Source organism: Chryseobacterium daecheongense, assembly GCF_003729955.1.
In the GTDB taxonomy this organism is placed as follows: Bacteria; Bacteroidota; Bacteroidia; order Flavobacteriales; family Weeksellaceae; genus Chryseobacterium; species Chryseobacterium daecheongense.
This window is the reverse complement of the sequence record NZ_RJTX01000004.1, coordinates 832,257-847,365: the sequence shown is the minus strand read 5'-3', so window position 1 is coordinate 847,365 and position 15,109 is coordinate 832,257. Positions and strand designations below refer to the sequence as shown.

18 protein-coding genes are annotated in these 15,109 nt (G+C 36.1%); 13 read left to right on the top strand and 5 right to left on the bottom strand.

Annotated features, from left to right (window positions below; all coding sequences use genetic code 11):
• Positions 1-9 precede the first annotated feature (9 nt).
• A complete protein-coding gene (locus EGI05_RS17245; protein WP_123264250.1) occupies positions 10-255 on the bottom strand; it encodes a hypothetical protein in 246 nt (81 codons plus the stop codon).
• 127 nt (positions 256-382) lie between these two features.
• Between EGI05_RS17245 and EGI05_RS17240 the strand changes: the two genes are divergently transcribed.
• Positions 383-760, top strand: a complete 378-nt coding sequence (locus EGI05_RS17240) for a DoxX family protein (protein WP_123264249.1) — start codon at positions 383-385, stop codon at positions 758-760.
• Between the two features lie 101 nt (positions 761-861).
• Here the strand turns inward: EGI05_RS17240 and EGI05_RS17235 are convergent, their stop codons facing one another.
• The gene (locus EGI05_RS17235) at positions 862-2,220 is read right to left on the bottom strand and encodes an acyl-CoA dehydrogenase family protein (protein WP_123264248.1); all 1,359 of its coding nucleotides are present in this window, start codon (positions 2,218-2,220) and stop codon (positions 862-864) included.
• Positions 2,221-2,424: 204 nt separating this feature from the next.
• On the opposite strand from EGI05_RS17235, the gene EGI05_RS17230 reads away from it, so the two are divergent.
• From EGI05_RS17230 to EGI05_RS17190, 9 genes are all read left to right on the top strand, one after another.
• Positions 2,425-3,336 carry a DUF4349 domain-containing protein gene (locus EGI05_RS17230; RefSeq protein ID WP_123264247.1) on the top strand — a complete coding sequence of 304 codons (912 nt, stop codon included), beginning with the start codon at positions 2,425-2,427 and terminating at the stop codon, positions 3,334-3,336.
• 117 nt (positions 3,337-3,453) lie between these two features.
• A complete protein-coding gene (locus EGI05_RS17225; protein ID WP_123264246.1) occupies positions 3,454-4,392 on the top strand; it encodes a hypothetical protein in 939 nt (312 codons plus the stop codon).
• A gap of 121 nt (positions 4,393-4,513) precedes the next feature.
• Positions 4,514-6,154, top strand: coding sequence for a glucose-6-phosphate isomerase (gene pgi, locus EGI05_RS17220; RefSeq protein WP_123264245.1), 1,641 nt, complete (start codon positions 4,514-4,516; stop codon positions 6,152-6,154).
• A 29-nt stretch (positions 6,155-6,183) separates the two neighbouring features.
• Positions 6,184-7,068: a bifunctional 5,10-methylenetetrahydrofolate dehydrogenase/5,10-methenyltetrahydrofolate cyclohydrolase gene (locus tag EGI05_RS17215; RefSeq protein ID WP_123264244.1), complete on the top strand. Its 885-nt coding sequence runs from the start codon at positions 6,184-6,186 to the stop codon at positions 7,066-7,068.
• 7 nt (positions 7,069-7,075) lie between these two features.
• Positions 7,076-7,705 carry a 7-carboxy-7-deazaguanine synthase QueE gene (locus tag EGI05_RS17210; RefSeq protein ID WP_123264243.1) on the top strand — a complete coding sequence of 210 codons (630 nt, stop codon included), beginning with the start codon at positions 7,076-7,078 and terminating at the stop codon, positions 7,703-7,705.
• A 42-nt stretch (positions 7,706-7,747) separates the two neighbouring features.
• The gene (locus EGI05_RS17205) at positions 7,748-9,118 is read left to right on the top strand and encodes an exopolysaccharide biosynthesis polyprenyl glycosylphosphotransferase (RefSeq protein WP_123264242.1); all 1,371 of its coding nucleotides are present in this window, start codon (positions 7,748-7,750) and stop codon (positions 9,116-9,118) included.
• Between the two features lie 104 nt (positions 9,119-9,222).
• Positions 9,223-9,975, top strand: coding sequence for an MlaE family ABC transporter permease (locus EGI05_RS17200; protein ID WP_123264241.1), 753 nt, complete (start codon positions 9,223-9,225; stop codon positions 9,973-9,975).
• Positions 9,975-10,790 carry an ABC transporter ATP-binding protein gene (locus EGI05_RS17195; RefSeq protein ID WP_123264240.1) on the top strand — a complete coding sequence of 272 codons (816 nt, stop codon included), beginning with the start codon at positions 9,975-9,977 and terminating at the stop codon, positions 10,788-10,790. Before EGI05_RS17200 ends, EGI05_RS17195 begins: the two co-directional genes overlap by 1 nt.
• Entirely contained in the window at positions 10,774-11,385 is a 612-nt protein-coding gene (locus EGI05_RS17190) for an outer membrane beta-barrel protein (RefSeq protein WP_123264239.1), read from the top strand. The genes EGI05_RS17195 and EGI05_RS17190 overlap by 17 nt, the downstream gene beginning before the upstream one ends.
• 48 nt (positions 11,386-11,433) lie before the next feature.
• Here the strand turns inward: EGI05_RS17190 and EGI05_RS17185 are convergent, their stop codons facing one another.
• The gene (locus EGI05_RS17185) at positions 11,434-11,745 is read right to left on the bottom strand and encodes a hypothetical protein (RefSeq protein ID WP_123264238.1); all 312 of its coding nucleotides are present in this window, start codon (positions 11,743-11,745) and stop codon (positions 11,434-11,436) included.
• An 84-nt stretch (positions 11,746-11,829) separates the two neighbouring features.
• On the bottom strand, positions 11,830-12,639 hold the full coding sequence (locus EGI05_RS17180) for a M48 family metallopeptidase (protein ID WP_123264237.1): 810 nt from the start codon (positions 12,637-12,639) through the stop codon (positions 11,830-11,832).
• A gap of 105 nt (positions 12,640-12,744) precedes the next feature.
• Between EGI05_RS17180 and EGI05_RS17175 the strand changes: the two genes are divergently transcribed.
• Complete coding sequence (locus EGI05_RS17175; RefSeq protein ID WP_123264236.1) at positions 12,745-13,281, top strand: DUF4251 domain-containing protein; 537 nt, start codon at positions 12,745-12,747, stop codon at positions 13,279-13,281.
• On the opposite strand, the gene meaB is transcribed toward EGI05_RS17175, so the two are convergent.
• The gene (gene meaB, locus EGI05_RS17170) at positions 13,278-14,267 is read right to left on the bottom strand and encodes a methylmalonyl Co-A mutase-associated GTPase MeaB (RefSeq protein ID WP_123264235.1); all 990 of its coding nucleotides are present in this window, start codon (positions 14,265-14,267) and stop codon (positions 13,278-13,280) included. The two genes, EGI05_RS17175 and meaB, sit on opposite strands and share 4 nt — an antisense overlap.
• Positions 14,268-14,491: 224 nt before the next feature.
• On the opposite strand from meaB, the gene EGI05_RS17165 reads away from it, so the two are divergent.
• Both EGI05_RS17165 and EGI05_RS17160 read left to right on the top strand, forming a co-directional pair.
• Entirely contained in the window at positions 14,492-14,785 is a 294-nt protein-coding gene (locus EGI05_RS17165; protein ID WP_123264234.1) for a c-type cytochrome, read from the top strand.
• A gap of 22 nt (positions 14,786-14,807) precedes the next feature.
• A complete protein-coding gene (locus tag EGI05_RS17160; RefSeq protein WP_123264233.1) occupies positions 14,808-15,095 on the top strand; it encodes a cytochrome C in 288 nt (95 codons plus the stop codon).
• Positions 15,096-15,109 lie beyond the last annotated feature (14 nt).

The following is a 15,109-nucleotide window of genomic DNA, read 5'->3' as shown; positions in this document are numbered from 1 at the left end:
TTTTATTTTTTATAAAGGGCAAAGTGGTTGTCTGCCGTCAGAGCAAAGCTGATCGCAAGGAATATAGGCTCCGTCATTCGGGCAATATCCCAATGTACCACCTCCTCCCGGATCTCCTCCGCCGCCAAGGCACGGATGCCCAGGAGGAACTTTACAAGGGCAACCTTCTGGAGCTATATCACAAGGCTCGATGCCTGTTCCCCCGTTAATTTTCTTTAATTCTTCGCGATTTAATTTTTGAAGTTTTTTCAACATAATACTATTGTTTAATTTGTTTGGTTTAACAAATATATAAAGTATAAGGCAAGAAATAATAAAAAATTCTCTAAACAGAGAGTATCAATGTAATTTTTATTTAAATTTGATAAAAAATCCAACAATCATGAAAATAGTAAAATTCATTTTATGCTTACTTTTCGGGCTTATGTTCATTAATGCCGGATTAAATAAATTCTTTAATTATATGCCTATGGAGAAGCCAACTCCCGAACAAATGAAGCTTTTTGCTGCCTTTGGAGAAATCAGTTGGTTGATGCCGTTAGTAGGCATTGTAGAAGTAATTGGCGGTTTATTATTCATTTTTCCTAAAACAAGAGCTTTAGGTGCCATTGTGATTTTACCTGTAATGGTAGGGATCGTTGTTCACGTTTTCACTATGGATAAATCTCCAATGGGGATGAGTATCGCCGGGATTATGTTCCTGATCAACCTTTGGATCATTATTGATAATAAAGAAAAATATAAAGCTTTAGTGAGCTAATATTTTTGGGTGAATGGTGAATGGTCAATTGTGAATTTTGCTACGCAAGTGAATTCTAAATTGACAACGAAGTTAATTGACTATTGACCATTCACTTTTAATTATACGAATGCACTAAAACCTGTAATAGATCTTCCTACAATCAGTGAATTGATCTCTTTTGTTCCTTCATAAGAATAAATGGCTTCTGCATCGGCAACAAATCTTGCCACATCATATTCCAGAAGAATTCCGTTTCCGCCCATCACTTCACGGGCTCTGGAAACAATATCTCTTGTTCTCAGCGTACAAAATACTTTGGCTAAAGAAGCATGTTCATCTTTAAGAATTCCTTCATCCTGCATTTCAGATAACCGGAATACCATTGTCTGCATCGCTGTAAGATTAGACAACATTTCTACCAGATGTCCCTGAATCATTTGAAAAGAGGCAATCGGCTTTCCGAATTGTTCTCTCTTTCTGGTATAATCCAATGCACTTTCATAGGCTCCTCTTGCACATCCCGTTGCCATCCAGGCAACTCCGGCTCTTGTCATTCTTAGGACTTTTCCTGTATCTTTGAATGAGTTGGCATTTTGAAGCCTGTTTTCTTCTGTGATCAGGCAGTCTTTCAGCGTGATCAATCCGTTTTGAACAATCCTTAAGGCCATTTTTCCTTTAATCTTCTCTACGGAATATCCAGGATTATCTTTTTCTACAATAAATCCTTTCACTTCACCATCATCCAGATCTCTTGCCCAAATGATGACCAAATCTGCAAAAGTGGCATTTCCAATCCATTTTTTCTGACCATTTAATATCCAGCCTGCCGTAGTTTTTTTACAGGTTACCGTTAATCCGCCTGCCGCTCCGGAACCCACTTCAGGCTCCGTTAATCCAAAAGCGCCAATTTTTTCAAACTTCTGCATTTGAGGCAGCCATTTCTGTTTTTGTTCTTCAGAACCACAAATATAAATGGACCCCATTGCCAATCCGGACTGCACTCCGAAGAAAGTGGCAATAGAAGCATCAATTCGCGCCATTTCCATAGCAATAACACCTTCCATTAAAAACGGCATTCCGGGACAGCCATATCCTTCATAGGTGACTCCGCAAATATCAAGTTTCTGAAATTTCGGAATCAGCTCAAAAGGAAATTCGTCTCTCAGCCAATAATGGTTGACTAAAGGTTTAACTTCTTTTTCCATAAAAGCTCTTACTTTCAGCTGAATTTCTCTTTGTTCCGGCGTCAACGTATGATAGATATCGTAGAAATCTCCGTCAATGGGCGGAAGTTCTTTTTTTGGCTTATTCGGATCAAGCATTTTCATTAATCCGCTCAGCTGCTTATCATCTAATTTTGAAAAGTTTTGCATCAGTTTTGGAAGATCCACTTTTTGAGAGATGGCACTTAACTGATCAAAATCTATTGATCTGAATAATTCTATTGCGTTTCTGATTTTAGAAAAAGGACTAGACATAGTTATTGTTGTGATTTTATTTTGTAAAAGCATGCAAAAATCAATCCGAAATTAAGCATTAGCACAATCGTTTATTTTACAAAATACTGATTTACAAACAATTAACCAACGCATTGAGTTTACAATTTTTTTACCCGTGATTTTCAAACATTACAAAAGATTCAGGCTGAACTTTGAAATAAGAAAACAATAAAAATCAACAATATGAAAACGACTTACATCAAATTATCATTAGCATCATTATTACTTCTAGGAGTATATTCATGTAAAAAGGGAGAAGCAACGGCAAGCGATTATGAAATAGCCGCTACCGCAGATTCTGCTTCAGCTATGGTTTCAGACAGCGTTTCTTCTGCTGCCACCATGAAAGTAAAAGATAAACAGTTCATTAAAACGGCAGATGTAAACATGGAAGTGAAAGATGTATATGAAGCCACCATTTCCATTGAAAAGTCGGTTCAGGATTTGGGTGGATTTGTTACTCATAGTGAATTACACAGTAATGTTATTTCGGAAGACACTTACAATACTTCGAATGAAAATGCAATGCTGGTAAAGAAATACCAGACAGAAAACACCATGCAGGTACGTGTTCCTACGGAAAGATTGGGAGAGCTTCTCACTTTGATCAATGATAAAAAGCTGTTTTTGAATTCAAGAGTTATTAATGCTGAAGACGTAACATCAGGTATTAAATATGCTGAACTGGAAGGCAAAAGAATCAAAAAAACAGGTGAAAATATTTCTCAGCTGAAAACCAATAAGGACAAGGTGAAAATGGGAGATGAAAATATGTCGGAAGAGAATTTGCAACAGCTCGCCAATATGGATGTGACGGATAATTTGAAATACAGCACCATTGATATCTACATCAAAGAACCTAAACTTCGTATTGCTGAAATTGCAATTACCAATACGAATAACATTGACAATAAATATCAGTTCAATTTTATCTACGATGCCAAAAATGCTTTTGTAGAAGGGTTTTATTTAATTCAAAAGATTGCTGTAGGACTAATTACAATTTGGCCTCTTCTATTAATTCTTGGAACAGTCATATATTTTTTAAGAAAAAAAAAGCCTGTAAAAAGAAAACCTCAAACTCTTTCTGAATAAGAGATTATGCTATCCTAACCGTTCGGTTATCCTCATAATTTTAAATTTTACGAGCCTCCGATTTTTTTTCGGAGGTTTTTCGTTAAAAAGCTAATTTTGTATAAACACTCTTACATTATGGGAACCATTTTCTTCATTGGAATTTTGCTTGTATTCGGTCTGCTGATCTTTCTTTGGGCCCAAACAGGGAGGACGGACCACCAAAACCCTGATTTGAATAGTATACAAGCCAAGAATGAAAGTTTTAAAACTCTCAATGAAGCACAACAGGAATTTCTAAAAGGAGATCATCAAAGAATTGAATTCCGGAGAAATGAAATCCACATCAAAAACCATCCTCTTTATGCAGGCGTAGGCGCCACCGATACAAAGGAAGTTCTTCTAGAAGGAGCAATCCCTGAAATAAAGATCTATGAAAATGGGAAATACCTGCGGACCTATAAGATTGAACCTAAAGATTCAAACCCGGATCTCAATAATCAGATTTTTGACTGCGAAGTCAGAGTTCATCCGGATTTTTCAGTGCAAATTGAAGGAGCTGTTTATAAAAATAAAGATCAGGAGAAAAAAGAATATATAAGATTTCAGCCTTTTTATCTTTCCAATAAAAATGAAAAAAACGAAGCACTTTTCGGAAGAGGAATGTTTGCCAGAGGGCTTCATTTCAGCGGTTATATTTCTTCAGGCGATATAAGGCTAATCTGTATTTGTGATGTCTGTGAGAAAAGTTTCTCCGTAGATTTTTATCATGCAGGATTTTCTGACACCCAATATTTCTATTCATCAAATAGCATGGAGACGCTTATGGTTACTTATGGAGATATTGAAAACATGCCCACTCAGCTCCAGGAAAATATTGATGAAAACATTCTTGGCGAGGTAGAAAGCCAGCTTCCGAAAACATTTGACGGAACCTTTACATATTACAATTCCTTCTGTTGTCCACATTGCCATTCTCCTTTTAATAATTTCGAAAAATTCAAAGCAGACAGACCTAAAGAATATTACGCTCATTTTTACTTGAACAAAACCCCAATTTATTTCCAAAAAATTTAACAATAAACTTCAACGCTGTAATTTCACTAGGGTTTTATTTTTCCGTAAATTTGCATCTTAATTTCAAGATTCTATTAGAAATATTTGATTTCAACCTTGAATCTTAAAATGTGAATTTACTATGCTATCAAAAATAAATCCTATACAGACCAACAGCTGGAAAGCACTTGACGAACATTTTGCCGGTAACGATTTTGATTTAAGAAGTCTTTTTCAATATAATCCGAACCGTTTTGAAGAATTTTCCATCAAAAGAAACAATTTTCTTTTTGATTATTCCAAGAACTTAATGGATTCCAGAACGAAAGAACTTTTGTTGAATCTTGCTGAAGAATGCCAGTTAAAAGATGCAATTTCTAAAATGTTTTCTGGCGACAAAATCAATGAAACGGAAGGAAGAGCTGTGCTTCATACAGCTTTGAGAGATTTTTCAGATAAGGAAATTATAGTTGATGGTGAAAATATCAAGCCTCAGATCAGAAGAGTCCTTGATCACATGAAAGCTTTTTCTGAAAGTATCATTTCAGGAGCGCATAAAGGCTTCAGCGGAAAAGAGATCACCGATGTAGTGAATATTGGAATCGGAGGTTCTGATTTGGGACCTGTAATGGTGGTTTCAGCTTTAAAGCATTTTAAAACAAGATTGAATGTTCACTTTGTTTCCAATGTAGATGGAAACCACATTGCAGAAGTGGTTAAAAATCTTAATCCGGAAACTACTTTATTCATCATTGCTTCTAAAACGTTTACTACACAGGAAACAATGACAAATGCGAATTCTGCAAAGGATTGGTTCTTAAAAGCTGGAAAACAGGAAGACGTAGCCAAACACTTCGTCGCTTTATCTACTAATATTCAAGAAGTTAAAAAGTTTGGGATTGCAGAGGAAAACATTTTTGAATTCTGGGATTGGGTAGGCGGACGATACTCTCTTTGGAGTGCCATCGGATTAAGTATTGTTCTCGCAGTAGGTTATGATAACTTTGAACAGCTTTTAAAAGGAGCTTTTGATACCGATCAACATTTCCAAACAGCGGATTTTTCTGAAAACGTTCCTGTTTTAATGGGGCTTCTGGGAATCTGGTATCGTAATTTCTATGCGGCAACAAGCTATGCTATCCTGCCTTACTCACAGTATTTGGACAGATTTGCAGCATATCTTCAACAGGGCGATATGGAAAGTAATGGGAAATGTGTTGACCGAAACGGGGAATTTGTGGAATATGAAACAGGACCAATTATTTGGGGAGAGCCGGGAACCAATGGACAACATGCTTTCTATCAATTGATTCACCAAGGTACAGAATTGATTCCTGCAGATTTTATCGCTTACGTGAAAAGTTGTAATGAAATTTCCGATCATCAGGAAAAACTGTTAGCCAACTTTTTTGCTCAGACCGAAGCACTTGCTTTTGGAAAGACAGAAGAAGAAGTAGAGGAAGAATTAAGAAATTCTGGAAAGTCTGATGAGGAAATAGACAGGCTATTAAATTTCAAGGTATTCCATGGAAACACCCCTACTAATTCATTTATGTTCAAAGAATTAACTCCTTTTTCTTTAGGACAGTTAATTGCTATGTATGAGCATAAAATTTTCGTTCAGGGAGTGATCTGGAATATCTTCAGTTTTGATCAGTTTGGTGTTGAATTAGGAAAGGTTTTAGCCAATAAGATCTTACCGGAGCTGGAAAATAATGATCCCATTACCTCTCATGACAGTTCTACCAATGGACTGATCAACTATTATAAAGGAAATAAGTAAATTTGAACTCAATATCTAATAAAAGTAAAATGGCAGAAATTCTTGACGGACTTAAAGTATCCAAAGAAATAAAAGCAGAAATCAAAACTGAAGTTGAAAAAATCCTTGAAGGAAAAAGAAGAGCACCCCATTTGGTGGCTATCCTTGTTGGGAACAACGGAGCAAGTAAAGCGTACGTAAACTCTAAAGTGAAAGACTGTGAGGAGGTTGGCTTTCAATCCAGCTTAATCAAATTCCCAAGTACGGTTTCTGAATCTGAATTATTGGAAAAGATCGATGAATTAAATAAATCAAAAGCAGTTGACGGATTTATCGTTCAGTTGCCATTACCGGATCAGATCGATCAGGAGAAAATCATCAATGCTATTGATCCAAGAAAAGACGTAGATGGGTTCCACCCTGAAAATTTTGGGAAAATGGCATTAGAAATGGATACTTTCTTACCTGCAACTCCCTTCGGAATTTTAACATTATTAGAAAGATATAATATTGAAACTAAAGGTAAAGATTGTGTCATCATTGGAAGAAGTAAGATTGTAGGAAGACCTATGAGTATTTTAATGGGAAGAAAAGATTTCCCGGGAAACTCTACTGTTACCCTTACCCACTCTTACACTAAAGATATTGAAGAGTATACTAAAAAAGCAGACATCGTTATTACCGCTTTAGGAGATCCTCATTTCTTAAAAGGAGATATGATCAAGGAAGGAGCTGTAGTAATTGACGTGGGTATTACAAGAGTGGATGACGATTCTCCAAAAGGATATCACCTTGCAGGTGATGTGGATTTTGACAGCTGTGCTGCAAAAGCAAGCTGGATCACCCCCGTTCCTGGAGGAGTCGGACCTATGACGAGAGCCATGTTGATGAAAAACACCATCATTGCTTACAAAACTTCGGTCTATAACGACTAATTGTAAAATGAACAAAGAAGAAGATATTTTATTAAAAGAAGGTAAAATGCTCCCGGTAATGGAGCATTTTTATACTTTACAGGGAGAAGGAGCACATACCGGAAAAGCAGCCTATTTTATCCGCTTGGGAGGCTGTGACGTCGGATGTCACTGGTGTGATGTAAAGGAAAGCTGGAATCCGGATTTACACCCGTTAATGAATACGGAAGAAATTGCTGAGATTGCTGCAAAACACTGTAAAACTATTGTTTTAACCGGTGGTGAACCTTTGATGTGGAATCTGGATATCCTTACCTCTAAATTGAAAGAATTAGGTTGTACCATTCATATTGAAACTTCTGGAGCTTATCCGATGAGCGGCCAACTAGACTGGATTACCCTTTCTCCTAAAAAAACAGGGCTTCCTAAGGAAGAGATCTATGCAAAAGCCAATGAACTGAAAGTCATCATTTTCAACAATCATGACTTCACATTTGCTGAGGAACAGGCTGCTAAAGTTTCGGATAGCTGTAAGCTTTATCTTCAGAGCGAATGGAGCAAACGCGACGAAATGTATCCTAAGATCACGGATTTTATTTTAGCTCACCCGGAATGGCAAGCATCAGTGCAAACCCATAAATATCTGAACATCCCATAAAAATACGTATTTTAGCTTTCGGTATTGTTTTAATAGTATTAGATGCAAAGAATTCGATATTCTAGATATTTAAAATCGATTATCATTTTGCTTGACCTCGTGGTTATTGCATCTATCTTTATTTTTTTCTTTATCAGCAGGAATGAAGATTTAAAATACGATCAGGAAACGTGGTATCAGAACATATTTTCTCTTATATTATTGTTTTTATTCTGGATGCTTTTAAGCGGTAGAACAAAAATCTATAATATTCCGAGAAACCTAACGTATACTTTATTTCTTGAACGTCTTTTAATTCATTTCATCTTATTTATCATTGGGGTATTATTGATAGGAAAGGTAAGCTATAACGTTTTTTTCAATTCAGATATTTATTGGCTGTCTTTTTACCTGTTCTTCTTTATTTTTATTATAAAATCCATTATATTCTTTGGAATCAAATATTTAAGAAGTCTTGGGATCAACTACAGAAATGTGATGTTTCTGGGCAAAAACAGCTCCACTGAGATTTTAAGGAATATATTCAGTGAGAGAACTGACTATGGGTATAGAATTTTTAATTATACTCATCCTGATATAAATCCTGATAAACTTGTTGAATTCTGGAAAGAGAATGAAATTCACACCTTATTCTTATCCACAGAAAATTCATTAAGCGAAAATATTGAAAATGAGATTTTCAAAAGAGCTGAAGCCAGCAAAGTCCACGTTTCGCTGATCCCGAGTATTACCCAGAGTGATTTTTTCCTTTACGATTTGGCTTACATTCAAACACAACCGGTTTTAAATCAGGCAAGATATCCTTTAGATTATTTTGCTAACTATTTAGTAAAGCGAACATTTGATATTATTTTCTCGGTTCTGATATTAACCTGTATTTGTTCCTGGCTGTTTCCGATCATTGCTATCCTTATAAAAATCACAACTAAAGGACCTGTATTCTTTTTGCAAAAAAGATATGGATTTCATGAAGAGGTTTTCACCTGCATTAAGTTCAGAACTATGGTTGTAAACGAGGAATCTTCCACCAAAACAACACAGGAGAACGATTCCAGGATTACCAAAATAGGAAAATTCTTAAGAAAAACCAGCCTTGATGAAATGCCACAATTCATTAATGTTTTGAGAGGAGAAATGTCTGTGGTAGGCCCAAGACCTCATATGCTTTCTGTAGATAATTATTATAAGCCTAAAATCGGAAGATATAGTTTAAGAAGTATGGTAAACCCCGGAATTACAGGTCTGGCTCAGGTAAATGGATTGAGGGGTGACTTCGGAGATGTGGAAGTGGAAATGAATAAACGAGTTCTGGCAGATTCATTTTATGTACGAAACTGGAGTTTTGTACTTGATATGGTTATTATTTTGAAAACCGTTTTATTAGTCATAGGAGGTGATAAAAATGCAAAATAAAAGGCTAAGATGAAGAACATCGCTTTATATTTTAACATTAATTTCAACCTCAACCTTACCTTCACTTTGACACTTAATTAAATAAAAAAGGTTAATTTAGCAGCATGTTAAAAAAGTTTTTCACAGCTGTAGGAGAATATATTATTCTTTTAGGGAAATCCCTTCAGAAACCTCAGAAAATGAGAGTATTCTGGAAGCTGTTCATGAGAGAGATCAACGACCTGGGAGTCAATTCATTTGGATTGGTAATCTTTACCTCCATATTCGTAGGAGCAGTAGTTGCGATCCAGATGTTCAACAATTTTGATGCTTCATCATTCCCTATTCCTACTTCTTTTGTAGGATATGCAACAAAAGCTGTATTGGTTCTGGAATTTTCACCTACAATTATAAGCTTGATTTTGGCAGGAAAAGTGGGTTCATATATTGCATCAAGTATTGGTACGATGAGAGTTTCCGAGCAAATTGATGCATTAGATATCATGGGAGTGAACTCACCAAACTTTTTGATATTTCCTAAAATAATAGCTTGTGTTCTTTTTAATCCTCTTCTTATTGCCATCAGTATCGTATTTGGGATAGGTGGTGGATATATCGCCGGAGTTTTAACAGGAAACTGGACAGATAATGATTATGTCATCGGGATTCAGATGTATATGCCTAATCTTTTCATTTATTATGCATTTACTAAAACCATTGTTTTTGCTTTTATTATTGCCACTGTACCGTCTTATTTCGGATACAATGTGAAAGGAGGTTCACTGGAAGTAGGTAGAGCAAGTACACAGGCGGTAGTTTGGACCATGGTATTTATCATCCTTTCTGAATTACTTTTAACCCAATTAATATTAAGCTAATGATTGAGGTAAAAAATCTTAAAAAGAGTTTTGATGAAGTTGAAGTACTTAAAGGGATTTCAACCACGTTTGATAAAGGAAAAGTAAACCTGATTATAGGACAGAGTGGTTCAGGAAAAACGGTTTTCCTGAAAAGCTTATTGAATGTTTATCAGCCATCATCCGGAGAAATCCTTTTTGATGGAAAAGATATCAATACGATGTCCAGAGAACAAAAGCAACATCTTCGTTCCGAAATTGGAACGGTATTCCAGGGAAGTGCTTTGTTTGATTCTTTAACTGTAGAAGAAAACATCATGTTTCCATTGGATATGTTCACCAACCTTACTTTCAGAGAAAAGAAAAGAAGGGTTTTTGAAGTAATCGGCAGAGTGCATCTGGATAAAGCCAATAAAAAATTCCCGTCTGAAATTTCAGGAGGGATGCAAAAGCGTGTGGCCATTGCAAGAGCGATTGTAAACAATCCGAAGTATTTGTTCTGCGACGAACCGAACTCCGGATTAGATCCTTATACATCCAATGTTATTGATGATCTGTTGTTGGAAATTACTAAAGAATATAATACTACAACCATTATAAATACCCATGATATGAATTCCGTGATGACAATCGGAGAAAAGATTGTTTACCTGAGATTAGGAATTAAAGAATGGGAAGGTAATAAGGATATTCTGATCACTGCAGGCAATAAAAACCTCATCGACTTCGTTTATTCATCAGAGTTGTTTAAGGAGTTAAGAGAATATTTACTAGAAAATAATAAAACTATTGATAATACAATCACAAAACTAGACGACAATGAAAAAGATTCTTAGTATAGCATTAATAAGTTTTTCCGTATTTGCTTCTGCACAAATTTCTCTTGCCGGTAAGGCCAATTTGATTTTCCCTACAGGTTCTCCTTCTTGGGAAAACATTAAAGGGACAGTGGTGGATGCAGCAAATAATGAAGGAAAAAACAACGTAGGTTTCAATGTAGGTCTTTCCTTAAAAGTAGGCCTTCCGACTTCATTCTATGTAATGCCGGAATTATATTACACTACTTTTAAAAATGAATACACGGCAGCCAATACAACATTTGATATCAAAAGCAACCGTATTGATTTACCTGTGCTTTTAGGGTATAATCTTTTAGGAAATACACTAGGTGTTTTTGCAGGTCCGGTGGCAAGTTATAACTTAAGCAAAGAGGATACATTTAATGACTTCAAAGAAAATGCAAGAGATAACTTCACGGTAGGGTATCAGTTCGGGGCACAGCTTGAAATCCAGAAACTGATCATCAATGCAAGATACGAAGGTGCTTTCAGCAAGGATGAAAGAAACTTTATCAACAGAGTATCCGGCGAAGAGATCAGATATGATAACCGCCCTAACTTATTTATGGTAGGTATTGGATATAAATTCTAATCAATTCAATAATTGAAAATAACAACAACTATCAAAAAATCCTCAAATTTAAATTTGAGGATTTTTATTTTGTGCTTCCAGCTCTGCCTGACGTCTTGCGATTTCAGCAGCCTGTTTTTCTAATTCTTCTTTGTCTTTTTGCAGTTGTTTGAATTCTTTTCTCTTCTGCTCTTCTTTGATGGCACTTCCCTTACTTACATACCCCACCATTCCGCCAATAATAAGGCCAATACCCACTCCTGCCATAATTCCCATGATATGAGAAAGTTTAATCTGCTCTACGGCAAAATCGGTAGTCAGGTAAAAAAGCAATGCTGATACAGCTAAAAGAATAAGTCCGGTAATTGATAAACTCTTCATAATGTTGTGTTTAATAATTAAAAAGCCTTATCAAATGTAGGGAAAATTTAATAAGGCTTTATCAAGATTAAAAAATTCTAATACCTATATTTTTCCTCCGGCTGCTTTATAGTATTCTAAGGCCTTTGGTAAATCTTTCTGAATATCTGAAATTCTGGTTTCCGGATTTGGGTGGGTAGATAAAAACTGCGGTGGTCTGCTACTTCCCTGAGAAGCTGCTTCCATTCTGTTCCAGAATGGGATCGCCGCTCTAGGATCATAACCTGCCATTGACATTAAATATAATCCCATTTCATCCGCTTCAGACTCCTGGTTTCTTCCATATTTCAGCAATGCTACTTGTGAACCTACCGGATATACCTGTTGGAAAATGTTTGCCCATTGTGCATTAGAGATAGTACTTCCTAAAATAGCTCCTCCATATTGAGCTACCATAGCCTGAGAAATTCTTTCGTTCCCGTGCCCTGCCAATGCATGCGATACTTCATGTCCCATTACTACAGCAAGTCCGTTATCATCTTTTGTTACAGGTAAAATCCCTGTATAGACGGCTACTTTTCCTCCCGGCATACACCAAGCATTCAGTTCGCTGCTTTGTAAAAGATTAAATTCCCATTTATAGCTGGCTAAATCGGCTGACCTTCCTATACTTTGATAATATCTTTCAGCAGCACTTTTTATTCTGTTTCCTACACTTACCACTCTTTTTGCATCTGCTGTCCCGGTAATTACCTTACCTTTGGCCAAAGTTGATTTATATTCCTGAGCAGACATTGTCATGATTTCCGAATTATTGGCTAACTGCAAAGAAGACCTTCCCGTAATCGGGTTGGTGGTACAAGCTGCAACTGACATTGCAATTGCTCCTATTCCTAATAGATGTATTATTTTCATAGTTTAGAGTGTTAATAATTCAACTTTAACAATTTTTATTCCAAAAAATTTCCAAGAGGAGATTTGCATACATTTTGCTATTTAAATTTAATAATTATTAAGGTCATGAAAAAGTATATTTCACTTCTATTTGTTTTTGGTATCTTTTTTTTCTTTCAAAGCTGTTCTGCTCAAAACACAACAGATTCGAAAACAGTAGATGCATTGGTGAATTCACAGAAATTCACATTCTATGCAACAAGGGCTAATCCTACGAATTATGATGTGATTAACGTCATGAACTCTATGCCCAATTCCACTTCTACCAGAATGTTGGATTTAACTGGAAGCAACTACACTATTGAGTTAAAAAATAATACTTTAGACGTGGTTTTACCTTATTTCGGAAGGTCTTTCACTCCATCATATAATAATAATGACAACAGCTACAGATTTACGTCCAAAGACTTTACCATTAATAAATCTCAGGGTAAAAAAGGAAAATGGATAGTAAAAATCAAGCCTAATGATGTGAGGACCGTTGATGAAATCATCATTGAAATTTTCAAGAACGGGAAAGCACTTACTTCGATAAGAAGTAATGACAGACAGCCTATATCTTATGATGGATATATTGGAAAAAATGAGGAAGCTAAGCCTTAATCTGAATCTTTAGAAAGAAATTTTTCTACAAATAATTTTGCTTCGGTACTGGGGTTAGAAACCATTGCCGAAGCATTTTTTTTGTGCTGAACATAGGCTTCTTCCATAGAATTGTCCCTTTTCATCATAGCCAGAACATACTCCTGCACCCAATAATCGAATCTTTTTTCGGATTGTTGAGTTCTAACCGTTTCAAAACGGCCTGTTTTCTTTTTCAAGCTGATAAATTCATCAATTTTATCATACACATCTCCTAATCCTTCATTGTGTAAAGCAGAACCTAACAGAACCGGTACTTTCCAGTCTTTTTCTTTGGGCGGAATAAAATCAAGGGCTCTTTTCAATTCGAGACGGGTGCTTTTAGCTTTCTGAAGGTTATCCTGATCCACTTTATTGATGAAAATAACATCCACCATTTCCATAATTCCACGTTTAATCCCCTGAAGTTCATCCCCACCGCCGATAATTTTAAGGAATAAGAATATATCTGTGATGTCTGCCACTAAAACTTCTGATTGGCCTACACCGACAGTTTCAATTAAAATATAATCATAACCCGCGGCCTCACAGATCATCATGGTTTCAAAAGTTGTATTGGCAACACCGCCTAAAAAGCCTGAACTAGGGGAAGGACGTATAAATGCATTTTCTTCCTTTGCCAGCTCTTCCATCCTGGTTTTATCACCCAAAATACTTCCTTTGTTTACGGCAGAACTTGGATCAATAGCCAGTACAGCTACTTTTTTGCCATTGGAAATGGCCAATCGTCCGAAATTTTCTATAAAGGTTGATTTTCCGGCACCAGGAACTCCCGTCACTCCCACTCGTATGGAATTTCCGGTAAACGGCATTATTTTTTTTAATAATTCTTCCGCCTGTTCTCTGTGTTCCGCCTTTTTACTTTCAACCAGGGTAATAGCTTTTGCAGTCAGGCGTTTGTTTCCTGATCGTATTCCCTGTATAAGCTCTTCTGTAGAAAATTTCATTGATTCAAAAATAATAATTAAATGTGAGAATGTGAACGGCGAATCTTGAATTGTCAGTGATAAATAGTGAATTTTTAATAAAGAAAACCCCGCAAATAAAATGACTCCACTATTGACAATTCACTTGCCCTTACTTTTATTTCTTCTAAATTAAAACTATCTGCGTTTATATCAACAGGAAGGGGAATTCATTACATTTGTTATTATTCAAATTTTTAACTCACATGAAAAAAATATTCGCTGTAGCAACATTTACTGCTATTTTACTAGCTTCTTGTACTCCAAAAACTACAACTCCAACTGCTGCTACGGGACCTGCCACTTCTACTGCTGAGCAAATTGCCCAAGGAAAAACTATTTTTGAAAATTCGTGCGGTAGATGTCACAAATTGCCAGATCCAACCTCTCACAATTCTGTACAATGGGTAGGAATTATGAACTCAATGGCTCCGAAAGCGAAGCTTACCGACGAGCAGCATCAGTGGGTTTATGATTATATTGTTTCTGTGAAGAAATAAATCATTTCCAAAAAATAATAGTATGAAAAAATTGATTTCAGGGATGATCCTAGGTTCCGTTTTTATGGTATCCTGCGGACCCAAAAGTGTAGCGGTGACCGGACCGAAATACACCTCATCCGAACAGCTAGCTCAGGGAAAAACCATTTTTGAGAATTCGTGCAACAGATGCCACAAATTACCGGATCCGGCAAAGCATGACGACCAAGGGTGGATAAAAACCTTAAGCAGAATGGCTCCAAAGGCCAAATTGAGTGACGACCAGCATCAAATGGTTTACGACTATCTGATTTCTGTAAATAAGAAATAGAATCATATCATAGT

Bases quoted from the DNA above. Each gene is read 5' to 3' on its own strand.
- EGI05_RS17245 (WP_123264250.1), bottom strand. From the start codon at position 255: ATGTTGAAAAAACTTCAAAAATTAAATCGCGAAGAATTAAAGAAAATT.
- EGI05_RS17240 (WP_123264249.1), top strand. From the start codon at position 383: ATGAAAATAGTAAAATTCATTTTATGCTTACTTTTCGGGCTTATGTTC.
- EGI05_RS17235 (WP_123264248.1), bottom strand. From the start codon at position 2,220: ATGTCTAGTCCTTTTTCTAAAATCAGAAACGCAATAGAATTATTCAGA.
- EGI05_RS17230 (WP_123264247.1), top strand. From the start codon at position 2,425: ATGAAAACGACTTACATCAAATTATCATTAGCATCATTATTACTTCTA.
- EGI05_RS17225 (WP_123264246.1), top strand. From the start codon at position 3,454: ATGGGAACCATTTTCTTCATTGGAATTTTGCTTGTATTCGGTCTGCTG.
- pgi (WP_123264245.1), top strand. From the start codon at position 4,514: ATGCTATCAAAAATAAATCCTATACAGACCAACAGCTGGAAAGCACTT.
- EGI05_RS17215 (WP_123264244.1), top strand. From the start codon at position 6,184: ATGGCAGAAATTCTTGACGGACTTAAAGTATCCAAAGAAATAAAAGCA.
- EGI05_RS17210 (WP_123264243.1), top strand. From the start codon at position 7,076: ATGAACAAAGAAGAAGATATTTTATTAAAAGAAGGTAAAATGCTCCCG.
- EGI05_RS17205 (WP_123264242.1), top strand. From the start codon at position 7,748: ATGCAAAGAATTCGATATTCTAGATATTTAAAATCGATTATCATTTTG.
- EGI05_RS17200 (WP_123264241.1), top strand. From the start codon at position 9,223: ATGTTAAAAAAGTTTTTCACAGCTGTAGGAGAATATATTATTCTTTTA.
- EGI05_RS17195 (WP_123264240.1), top strand. From the start codon at position 9,975: ATGATTGAGGTAAAAAATCTTAAAAAGAGTTTTGATGAAGTTGAAGTA.
- EGI05_RS17190 (WP_123264239.1), top strand. From the start codon at position 10,774: ATGAAAAAGATTCTTAGTATAGCATTAATAAGTTTTTCCGTATTTGCT.
- EGI05_RS17185 (WP_123264238.1), bottom strand. From the start codon at position 11,745: ATGAAGAGTTTATCAATTACCGGACTTATTCTTTTAGCTGTATCAGCA.
- EGI05_RS17180 (WP_123264237.1), bottom strand. From the start codon at position 12,639: ATGAAAATAATACATCTATTAGGAATAGGAGCAATTGCAATGTCAGTT.
- EGI05_RS17175 (WP_123264236.1), top strand. From the start codon at position 12,745: ATGAAAAAGTATATTTCACTTCTATTTGTTTTTGGTATCTTTTTTTTC.
- meaB (WP_123264235.1), bottom strand. From the start codon at position 14,267: ATGAAATTTTCTACAGAAGAGCTTATACAGGGAATACGATCAGGAAAC.
- EGI05_RS17165 (WP_123264234.1), top strand. From the start codon at position 14,492: ATGAAAAAAATATTCGCTGTAGCAACATTTACTGCTATTTTACTAGCT.
- EGI05_RS17160 (WP_123264233.1), top strand. From the start codon at position 14,808: ATGAAAAAATTGATTTCAGGGATGATCCTAGGTTCCGTTTTTATGGTA.